This window comes from Streptomyces vastus, assembly GCF_039532825.1.
Classification (GTDB): domain Bacteria; phylum Actinomycetota; class Actinomycetes; order Streptomycetales; family Streptomycetaceae; genus Streptomyces; species Streptomyces vastus.
In genome coordinates this window covers 150,649-160,899 of sequence record NZ_BAAASJ010000030.1, presented here as the reverse complement: position 1 = coordinate 160,899, position 10,251 = coordinate 150,649, and the positions used below count along the sequence as shown (strand labels likewise).

General features: G+C 70.5%; 9 protein-coding genes. 2 read left to right on the top strand and 7 right to left on the bottom strand.

Translation table 11 applies throughout. From position 1 onward, the window contains the following. Positions 1 to 106 precede the first annotated feature (106 nt). Positions 107 to 1,138, bottom strand: coding sequence for an endonuclease/exonuclease/phosphatase family protein (locus ABD357_RS14355; RefSeq protein WP_425584867.1), 1,032 nt, complete (start codon positions 1,136 to 1,138; stop codon positions 107 to 109). Between the two features lie 144 nt (positions 1,139 to 1,282). Then, on the bottom strand, positions 1,283 to 2,071 hold the full coding sequence (locus tag ABD357_RS14350; protein ID WP_344390252.1) for an alpha/beta fold hydrolase: 789 nt from the start codon (positions 2,069 to 2,071) through the stop codon (positions 1,283 to 1,285). A gap of 85 nt (positions 2,072 to 2,156) precedes the next feature. Between ABD357_RS14350 and ABD357_RS14345 the strand changes: the two genes are divergently transcribed. After that, positions 2,157 to 3,560, top strand: a complete 1,404-nt coding sequence (locus ABD357_RS14345) for an aminotransferase-like domain-containing protein (RefSeq protein WP_344390249.1) — start codon at positions 2,157 to 2,159, stop codon at positions 3,558 to 3,560. On the opposite strand, the gene ABD357_RS14340 is transcribed toward ABD357_RS14345, so the two are convergent. The 5 genes from ABD357_RS14340 to ABD357_RS14320 form a co-directional block, all read right to left on the bottom strand. Continuing rightward, on the bottom strand, positions 3,475 to 4,374 hold the full coding sequence (locus ABD357_RS14340; protein ID WP_344390248.1) for a hypothetical protein: 900 nt from the start codon (positions 4,372 to 4,374) through the stop codon (positions 3,475 to 3,477). The two genes, ABD357_RS14345 and ABD357_RS14340, sit on opposite strands and share 86 nt — an antisense overlap. 160 nt (positions 4,375 to 4,534) lie before the next feature. Continuing rightward, a complete protein-coding gene (locus tag ABD357_RS14335) occupies positions 4,535 to 5,386 on the bottom strand; it encodes an ABC transporter permease (RefSeq protein ID WP_344390247.1) in 852 nt (283 codons plus the stop codon). Beyond that, positions 5,383 to 6,414, bottom strand: a complete 1,032-nt coding sequence (locus ABD357_RS14330; RefSeq protein WP_344390245.1) for an ATP-binding cassette domain-containing protein — start codon at positions 6,412 to 6,414, stop codon at positions 5,383 to 5,385. Before ABD357_RS14330 ends, ABD357_RS14335 begins: the two co-directional genes overlap by 4 nt. Before the next feature lie 221 nt (positions 6,415 to 6,635). Beyond that, positions 6,636 to 7,028, bottom strand: coding sequence for a hypothetical protein (locus tag ABD357_RS14325; protein WP_344390244.1), 393 nt, complete (start codon positions 7,026 to 7,028; stop codon positions 6,636 to 6,638). Between the two features lie 257 nt (positions 7,029 to 7,285). Beyond that, positions 7,286 to 8,692, bottom strand: coding sequence for a hypothetical protein (locus tag ABD357_RS14320; RefSeq protein WP_425584869.1), 1,407 nt, complete (start codon positions 8,690 to 8,692; stop codon positions 7,286 to 7,288). 198 nt (positions 8,693 to 8,890) lie between these two features. Between ABD357_RS14320 and ABD357_RS14315 the strand changes: the two genes are divergently transcribed. Further along, a complete protein-coding gene (locus ABD357_RS14315) occupies positions 8,891 to 10,135 on the top strand; it encodes a molybdopterin-dependent oxidoreductase (protein WP_344390241.1) in 1,245 nt (414 codons plus the stop codon). Positions 10,136 to 10,251: the final 116 nt, after the last annotated feature.

Genomic DNA, 10,251 nt, shown 5'->3' with positions numbered 1-10,251 from the left:
TGGCAACGGTTGAGATCAGCTGGATGAACCGCCGGATGCGTGGCCCGCATGTCCGGTGGTGTGAGAGGAGGGACGGGCGACCCGTCCCTCCTACTCGATTCAGCCGTCAGGCGTCGTCGCGCTCGTGGAGGGTCAGGTCCAGGAGGAGGGAGCGGTGGTCCGTGTTCTTCAGGTCCAGGAAGCGGGCCCTGTTCGCCGCGAAGTCCTCGGAGACCAGGATGTGGTCGATCTGGGCGCCGAAGGCCGGGACCGTTCTGGCCGGCCAGGTCGGGGTGCGGGCGTCGCCGGTGAGACGGGCGCCGTCGCGCAGGCCCGTGTCCAGGATGCGGCGGAACGCGGCGTGGTCCTGGGAGGCGTTGAAGTCGCCCGCGAGGATGGTGGGGCGGGTCCTGTCCGCGGCGGCGTAGTCGCGGAGGGCGCGCAGTTCCCTCTGCCAGTCGTCCACGTGGGCTGACAGCGGGGGCATGGGGTGGGCGAGCTGGACCCTCACCTCGCGGCCCTTCACGTCGGCGGTCGCGCCAGGCATGCCCATGGTGCCCCTTACGCCGGGGGCCGGCTTGAGGGGGTACCGGCTGAGGATGACGGATCCGTCCGAGCCGTACCCTTCCACGGCCTGGCGGTAGGGGTACGTGCCTCTCGCCCCCTGCGCCTGGTCGCTGCCCAAGGCCTGTGTCAGCTTCTCGTCGCAGCTGGTCTCGCACTCCTCGACGAACACGAGGTCCGGCTTTTCGCTCCGTACGATCTCGATCAGTTCGTCGGTGGCCTGGCCGAACTCCACGTTCGACGTCAGCACGCGCAGCTCTGCGACCGGGGTGCCCTTCGGCTCGCTCGTCTTTCCGTACGGCTCGATGAACCAGGCGATCGCCGCTGCCGCGAGCACGCCCCATACGAGGCCGATGCGCCAGCGGGCCAGGGCGGCGAGGAGGAGGGCGAGGGCGGTGGGGGCGAGCAGCCAGGGCAGGAACGCGATGATTTGCGGTACGGGGGTGATGCCGTCCGTGTCGGCGATGCGGCACCCTACGACGATGCTCACACCGAGGAGCAGCAGGGCGGCGATCCAGGCGCCGGCTGCGCGGCCGGGCCGGCGCGCCACCGGGGCGTCGGCCCACTCGTCCGCCTCAGTCGTAGCAGTACCCACGTCCGCACCTTCCGTTCTGCCTGAATCCTCCCTCAAAGACGGGGTGGGTGGGGGGAGGGTTCATTTCCCCAGGCCCGCCCCTTCCGGAAACTGGGGGCGCAGCTCCCAGTTTCCGGAAGGGGCGGGCCTGGGGAAGAAAACCGCTCAAGCAGAGCCATCGGCCCGGCCCAAGAAGCTCGCCAGCGCCTCGTTGAACTCCCCCGGGCGTTCCAGGTTCGGCATGTGGGCCGCTCGCGGGATGACGTGGAGCGTGGCGTCGGGCAGGGCTTCGGCCATCGACTTCGCGTCGGAGACCGGCGTGTACTCGTCGTCCTCGCCCACCACCACCAGGGACGGGACCCTGACGCGGGTCAGAAGTTCCCGGTAGTCGGGGCGTTCCGCCCGCCCCCGCAGGGCGGCCGCCGCGCCCATCGGCGGCGTGGCGGTCATCATGCCGTGGACGTGGGCTGCCACGGACGCGTCGGCGTACGGCGCGACCATCTTGTGCAGGACCTCGTCCGCGTAGCCCCGCATGCCTTCCGCAAGGAGCCGGTCCGCCATCTCATTACGGGACTTCTTGCCGGCCGGAGTCTCCGGTGAGGCGAAGGTGTCGGCCAGGATCAGGCCCCGGATACGGTCCGGGAACCGGGCGTAGCACTCCATGACGATCTGGCCCCCCATCGACAGGCCGCCCAGGACGAAGCGCTCCACGTGCAGTTCGTCCAGGAGGGCCGCGATGTCCTCGGCGAACGTGGACAGCGGTGTGACGCCGGGGACGACCGGCGACGCGCCGTAACCGCGCAGGTCCGGGGCGATCACCCGGCGCGTCGGCGAGAAGGCTGTGACCTGCGGGTTCCACATCGTGTGGTCGAACGGGTGGCCGTGGATCAGGACAAGAGGCAGGGGAGTTGAGAGTTTCGCGCCTTTGTCCTCGTATGCGAGGAAGGGAGCCATGAGTGGACCCTAGGTCGCACCGCATACTCGGTGCAATGAAAACTTTGCCCTCGGTGCAATCCTGAGGCAATGGAAAGGGGCACGCGTGGAGGACTACCGGCGGATCGCCGACCGGCTGGCCGAGGAGATCCTCACCGGGCGGCTCAAGCCCGGTGAACGGCTGCCGCCGCAACGGGTGTTCGCGCGACGGCGCCGTATCGCCGGGTCCACGGCCGGGCGGGTCTACGCGGAGTTGGTGCGGCGAGGGCTCGTGGTCGGCGAGGTGGGGCGGGGGACGTTCGTACGGGCGGGGCCGGTGCCGTCGGGGCGGGCGCTGGCCGAGGAGGAGGGGCGGGAGCAGGGCAAGGCCACTGGGCCGCGTATCAATCTGGAGCTCAACTACCCGTTCGCGGATGGGCAGTCGGAGCTGCTCGCCGTCGGGCTCGCGCCGCTGCTGCGGGCCGACGTGCTGGCGGAGGCGACGCGTACGGCGCCCGCCACCGGCACGGCCGCCGCACGCGAGGCCGTCGCCGGGCTCCTGGGCGGTACGGGGTGGCGGCCCGCCCAGGAGAGGGTCCTCTTCGCCGGGAACGCCCGGCAGGCGATCGCGGGCGCCCTCGCCTCACTCGTACGGCCCGGAGGGCGCGTCGGCGTGGAGGCGCTGACGTATCCGCTGGTCAAGGAGATCGCGGCACGGCTCGGCATCACCCTCGTACCGCTGGCGATGGACGATGAGGGGCTACGGGCCGACGGCCTCGTCGCCGCCCATCGCGCCGCGCCGCTGTCCGCCGTCTACGTACAGCCGACGCTTCACAATCCCACCTCCGTGACGATGGGGGACGGGAGAAGGCGCGAACTGGCCGGCACCCTGCGTGAGTTGGACCTTCCGGTCGTGGAGGACCGGATCTGGTCGTTCCTGCGGGACGGCCAGGCGGGGCCCACTCCCCTTGCCTCGTACGCCCCCGAGCGCACGTACCTCGTCGACGGGCTGTCCAAGCGCGTCGCGCCCGGCCTCACGGTCGGTTTCCTCGTCGTGCCGCGGGGGCGGGTGGACGCGGTCGGCGAGGCGTTGAGGTCGGGCGGGTGGACGGCGGGGCGGTTCGCGCTGGAGGCCGCGGTGCGGTGGATCGGTGACGGGACGGTCGAGCGGCTCGTCGCGGCCAAGCGGGCGGACGCGCGGGCGCGGCAGCGGATCGTCGAGCAGTGGCTGGGGGAGTTCGCCGTACGGGCCGATCCGTACGCGTACTACACCTGGTGGGAGCTGCCCCCGCCCTGGCGCGCGGACACGTTCACGGCTGCGGCAGCGGCACGCGGGGTGGCCCTCACGCCGGGGCATGCGTTCGCCGTGGAGCCCCAGCGCACGCCGCAGGCCGGGCGCACGCCGGCCGCGCGACCCGCCACGCCGGGCTCCGCGGCGGATGCCGTCAGGCTCGGGCTCGCGTCTGTTTCTGTGCCGCTGCTGGAGGAAGCTCTGCGGATCGTGCGCGATATCGCGCGACTCGGCCCGTGAGCCAGGTCGTCGCCGCCACCGTGAGGCCGAGGGCGAGGATGATCCACGTCGCCGTGCGGAGGGTGGACGTGAGGGCGTCGTAGACGGTGCCCGCCGCGGCACGGGAGACATGGGGCGGGAGGTCGGCGAGTGTCAGGGCGCGGCCCACTGCCGTCGCCAGGGCGAGGAGAGCAGCACCCAGCGCCGTGCCCAGGGCCGTCGCGGTGATCGCGCGGCGGCGGTGTACCGCGAGGAGGATGCCGCCGACGGACAGTGCCAGCGCCGCGATCGGCAGCCAGAAACCCGCGAACTCCAGCATGCGGAAACCCTTCCGGAGCGTGGCCACTTCCCGGCCCTCGAGAACCGTGATCTCGGTGTGGGTAACGGGGATACGGTGCGCCAGCGGTACGCGGTCGTCGGCCAGCCGGTCCTTGAGCTGCTGCGTGACCGGTGCGAGGTCGAGCGTGACCGCGTCGTCGCGTTCGCCGCGCAGGGCCCGAAGGACGGCGTCGTGCGCGGCACGGTTCGCGGTGTCCCAGGCGGCGCGGAAGGCCGGCGTACCGGTGAAGGACCGCACCGCCTCGCGCACGAACCGCCGGACCTCGCCCTCGAGCGGCCCGGCCTCGATCTTGGTCATGATCCCGTCGGTGACGGTGTCCGTGACCGCCCCGCGCACCTCGGACCCGGTCGCGAGCGGCCCCATCGTGGCGACGTACCGCCGGGTGTCGCCGATCTCGTACTTCGCCCACACCGAGAGCCCGCCGAGCGGCACGAGGAGACAGCCGAGGGCGATCAGTACCGCCGAGATGACTTTCCGAACACCGACTTTGCGCACAGCTCAAGAAAGAACCCCGGCCGTGCCCCGAAGCCTTCGGGGCACGGCCGGGGTGACTGCATCCGGACGTGGATTGCGTTCTTCCGGGGGACACCAGCCCCCTGGGACTTCTGGGACTTCTGGCACATCTGGGGGCTTGGGACTTCTGAGGCTTCTGCGACTACTTGCGGTTGTACAGCCGCATCGTCACCGGCCCGAGCACCGCCACGAACACCGCCGCCCAGCCCAGCGTCCACGCGATCTCCTCGGTCGGCCAGGAGCCGGCCATCAGATCGCGGACCGCCGAGGAGACGTGGGTGATCGGGTTGTTGTTGACGAAGGCCTGCAGCCAGCCCGGCATCGTCTCGGGGCGGACGAAGATGTCGCTCAGGAACGTCAGCGGGAACAGCACCATCATGCTGACGCTCATCACGCCCTTCTCCGTGCGCATCAGCAGACCGACCATCGTCCACACCCACGAGAAGGCGAAGCAGAAGATGATCAGCAGCACCACGCCCGCCACGACGCCGGAGAAGCCGCCGTCCGGGCGGAAGCCCATGATCAGGCCGACGGTCAGCATCACGATCGACGCGAGCGTGTAGCGCACGGCGTCACCGAGCAGATAGCCGACCATGGTCGACGGCCGCCAGATCGGCAGGGAACGGAAGCGGTCGAAGACGCCCTTCTCGATGTCGATGTTGACCGCGAGGCCCGTATACATCGTGATCATGGTCACGGACATCACGAGGATGCCGGGCAGCAGATACTGGATGTACTCGCTGGGGGAGCCGGCCAGGGCGCCACCGAACAGGTACGTGTACATCAGCACCATCATGATCGGGAACGCCGTCACGTCGAACAGCTGCTCCGGTACGTGCTTGATCTTGAGCATCGCCCGCCAGCCGAACGTCAGCGAGGTCTGCAGCGCGTTCGGCCGCGGCGGCCGCTCCCGGGCGACGAGCAGTTCGGCCAGGCTCTCGGTGCGGACCGGGGCGAGTTCCGTGCTCTCGGTGGTCTGGGTCGCGGTGCTCATGCCGTGGCCTCCTTCGTCTGTGCCTCGGTCGTCCGGTCGTGGTCGGTCGGGCTGCCGGTGAGGGCCAGGAACACCTCGTCCAGGCTCGGCTGTCCCAGCGAGAAGTTGTCGACGATGATGCCCGCGCGGGCCAGTTCGGCGAGGGCCCGGGAGGCCTTCTCGGAGGGGCCGACGCCGTTCGCCCCGCCGTTGCCGCCGACCCGGGCCGTCAGGGCCACCGGGTCGGGTTCCAGTTGTACCTCCGCGTCGAGTGCCTGCCTGAGCAGGAGTTCGGCGTCGGGGCGCTGGTCTGCGTCCCGCAGCCGTACGTGCACGGCGCCCGCGCCGACCGAGGCCTTCAGCTCGCCCTTGGTGCCCTCGGCGATGACCTTGCCCTTGTCGATGACGGCGATCCGGGACGCCAGCTGATCGGCCTCGTCGAGGTACTGCGTCGTCAGCAGCACCGTCGTGCCCTGGGCTACAACCGCTCGTACGATCTCCCAGACCTGGTTGCGGCTGCGCGGGTCCAGGCCCGTCGTCGGCTCATCCAGGAACAGCAGGTCCGGGGTGTTGAGGATCGACGCGGCGATGTCGATACGGCGCCGCATGCCGCCGGAGTAATTCTTCACCTGGCGGCCCGCGGCCTCCGACAGGCCGAAGGCGGCGAGGAGTTGGGCCGCTCGGTCGTACGAGGCCTTCTTGCTGTGGCCGGTCAGACGGGCCAGCAGTACGAGGTTCTCGGTGCCGGTGAGGTCCTCGTCCACCGAGGCGTACTGCCCGGTGAGGCTGACCCGGCTGCGCACCGCGTCCGCCTCCCGTACGACGTCGTGGCCGAAGACGTGGGCCTCGCCGCCGTCGGGGCGGAGCAGGGTCGCCAGCATCCGCACCGTGGTCGTCTTGCCCGCGCCGTTCGGACCGAGCAGGCCGTACACCGTGCCCCTCTCGATGCGCAGGTCGACGCCGTCCACGGCACGGTTGTCGCCGAAGGTCTTCACCAGGCCGGCGGTCTCGATGGCCGGCCCTCCCCCGGCAAGGTGGTCGCTTTTCATGTCCGCCCCATCCAGTCCTCTACGAGTGCTGAGCTGTCGTTGAGATGTAGACCCCCACCGGGCAGCAAACTCATCGTAGATTTCGGCACTGGATCCGTCGTGGGCTTTTTGTCCTAGTCCCGCAGAACTCATGCCGTGAAGGTGGCGGGCGTATAGGTCAGATCTTGTCCTTGTCTCTTCTCGTGATTCTTATGCTTCTCGTGCTTCTCGTCGGTCTCCGGTCAGTCCTCCATCGTGTAGAAGCGGTAGAACACCACCGCGAAGGCGCCCGCCGCCACCGCGAACGCCACGGCGGCCGACCTCAGGACGCTCGAACCGGTGAGGCCGTGCAGGAACCCGACCGCGACGCCGGCGAAGCCCGCCCACGCGGCGGCGCGCAGTTCGCGCGGCAGGTGCGTGCCGAGCAGACGCAGCCCGAGGTACGCGGCCACGAAGGCGACCGCGGACACGACGCCCAGCAGGACGTTCCAGCCGGTGATCGGCCCTGCGTCGCGTCCGATGGCGGCGGCCCACAGGCCGAAGACGATCCCCCCGAGTACGGGGGCGGTGAGCTTTGATGCGACCCGTGCGGGGCTGCCGTACCACCGAGCGGCACGTGGCGCTGCGTGAGCCATGACCCCACTCCTCTCTCCTCGCCCCTGCCTCCAGAGCACACCTGGTGGGCGGGGCGGGCAAGTGGAGAGGGAGGGACCGCGGTCGCCCGGATGCCGTAGGCCGTTCTCAGGGGAGCGGGGCTGTGACATATGCGGCTTCGCCGCGCGGGTGCGACCAGCCACAACTCCGGTAGGCGCCACCCACCGGAGGCAGGGGGTCTGGGGGCGCAACCCTCAGTTTCGGGCAGGGGCGGGCCTGGGAAAAGAAAACCCGGCGCTCACCACCCCGTGTGGAACAGGTGGTTGATCGCCAGCGCCACCGTCACCTGGGCGACAAGCCACCCCCGCTGACCGCCCCGCGGCAGGAGCGCCGTCGCAGGCAGCAGCCAAAAGGCGAAGGGAAGCCAAATACGTTCCGTCTCCGCTTTGCTCATGCCGGAGAAGTCGGCGACAAGCACCATGAGGAGACCGGCGAGGACGAGACCGACAAGCCGGTCGGTGGAGGTCGGAGCGCCGCCACGCAGGCGGCGGAAAGCGGCCGGCGCAGTGGCTGACGCGCGGCGCAGGCCCGCCACCCCCGCCAGTCCCACGAGTAGCACCGTGCACGCGAGGTTGCCCCACACGAAGTACCAGTACGGACGGATGGCACCCGCACCCTGGTAGTACCGCTCGACCAACAGGTGATACGCCTCCCACCAGTTGAAGCCCGCGAGTGTGAAGGCGACCGGCACGACGGCCGCACCCGCCAGCAGTGGGAGGAGAAGCGTGCGCGGCCACTGTCGCCAGGTCAGCAGCAGCACGGCGACGGCGATGATCGAGAACAGGGTCAGCCCGTACGACAGATAGCCGGTGAACCCCAGCAGCACCCCGGAACCGAACCCGCAACCGAAGGCGGGAACCCTGCGCCCACCGGTCGCCGCCAGCGCCAGCAACGCCACTGCCCACGCCGCCACCGCCGCGAAGTAACCGTCCGCCGAGGCCCCCACCCAGACCGCCGCAGGAGCCAGGGCGACGAACGGCGCGGCCCGCCGGGCCAGCGTCTCGTCGGCGAGGGCTCGTACGGCGATGAGCACTGCCACGGCGGCGGAAGCGCCGACCGTGATGCAGAAGACGCCCGCCCAGCCCCCGCCACCGAGGCCGATCCGGTCCAGCCAGACGAAGGTGAGCGTCGCGGCCGGTGGATGGCCGGCGATGTGCGGGGGCCAGTGGTCGGGCGAGTCGATCAGGATGTGCTGGGTGAAGCCGCGCAGGGTCGCCCCGATGTCGTCGAAGCGGTCGATGACCGTCAGGTACTCGTAGCGGGTGGTGAGCCGCCGCTCGATGCCGTAGTGCCAGCCGTCGATCAGCGCGAGCGACCACGTCCAGGCCATGGCGACGAACCAGGTCACCGGCACGAGCACCCGCCACGGCAGCCGGGCCGCGAGACCGGGGCCGTACGCGATCACCGCCACGGCCACCGTGATCGCGGCCGGAGTACCGGGCCCCACCTGCGGCGACCACCAGGCGTACAGCGGCGCCCAGGCGAGGTGCAGGGAGCCGTCGGAGTTCTCGATGGCGTGGCCGACGACGGCGGCCGTGGCGAAGAGGAGCACCGCGGCCCCGGCGGCGTACAGGTCAGGGCGAAGGCCCCGGCGGGAGCCACGGCCGACGTCCTGCCCGACGTCTTGGCCGGTGTCCAGGCCGATTTCCTGGCGGGGGTCATCACGAAGGCCGTCGCGCTGGTCCTGGTTCCGCTTCTGGCCAGGGCCCCGGAGAAGGTCACGGTTCACAGCGGAAACGCTAGGGCCGAGGCCACCACTTGGCGCCCCGGCCAGCACGAACGTCAGCCTTTCGTCATGAGTCGATCCCCCCTCGGCCCGCCCGCACCGGCCTACCGTCGGGGCATGAGCGAACGGCTCCCCACCTCCCCCGCCTTCTGGCGCAGCCCCCTGCGCGGCCCTCGGCTCACCTCGCTGCTCGGTGTCGTGCTGCTCGCCGGGGTCACCCTCCTTTTCGTTACGGGCCTCGTGTCGTACGCCGCGTACAACCCGAACCTCTCGCCCGTGAACGACAAGACCCCGGACAAGGGCCTCCTCGGCTTCTACCTCTTCGCCTGGCCCACCGACCCGCCCTGGCTGTACCGCCTCAACCAGGGCACGCACGTCACGCTCGGCATCGCCCTGATCCCCGTACTCCTCGCCAAGCTGTGGTCGGTCGTGCCGAAGCTCTTCGAGCTGCCGCCCGCGCGCTCGCTCGGGCACGCGCTGGAACGGCTCTCGCTGCTCGTGCTGGTCGCAAGCGCGCTGTTCGAGTTCGTGACAGGAGTGCTGAACGTCCAGCTCGACTACGTCTTCCCCGGCTCCTTCTACCCCCTGCACTTCTACGGCGCCTGGGTGTTCTTCGCCGCCTTCGTCGCGCACACGGCGCTGAAGACGCCGACGGTGTTGCGCAACATCCGACGCGAACGGGGCAAAGGGGAAGGGGAAGGAGAAATAGGTGAGTTGGTGTCGCCCCGGCCCGACCCGCCCACCGTCTCCCGGCGCGGCGCGCTCCAAATCGTCGGCGGTTCTTCGCTGTTCCTGCTCGCCACGACCGCGGGCCAGAACTTCGACGGGCCGCTGCGCCAGACGGCGGTTCTCGCGCCGCACGGCGGCTCGGAGCCGGGCTCGGGACCCGGCGGCTTCCAGATCAACAAGACGGCCGCGGCCGTGGGGATCCGGACGGATGAGACGAGTGACGAGGCGTGGCGGCTCGTCGTCGAAGGGCGCCGCACGGTTCGTCTCAGCCGGGAGCAGCTCCATGAACTGCCCCTCTACAGCGCCGCGTTGCCCATCGCCTGCGTGGAGGGCTGGTCGACGGGCAACCAGTGGTGGCGGGGCGTACGGCTGCGGGATCTGTCGGAGTTGGCGGGGTACGACCAGGGCCAGGAGCCCGATCTGTTCGTGGAGTCCCTTCAGCGGCGGGGTGCCTTCCGGCGGGCCGCCCTGCGCGACAACCAGGTCCGCGACCCGCGCTCGCTGCTCGCCCTGTACGTCAACGGCGAGCCGCTGACCCCCGACCACGGCTACCCGGCGCGCATCATCGTCCCCGCCGCGCCCGGAGTGCTGAACACCAAGTGGGTATCCCGGCTGACGTTCGGAGACCTGTGATGCACGGACGAATGCACGGAAGAATGACGGGCGTACGGAACCGGTGGCGCCGCTGGTACGGCGAGAGCCCCTTCCAACTCCTGCTCCTCGCCTGCTCGTTCGCGCTCGTTGCGTAT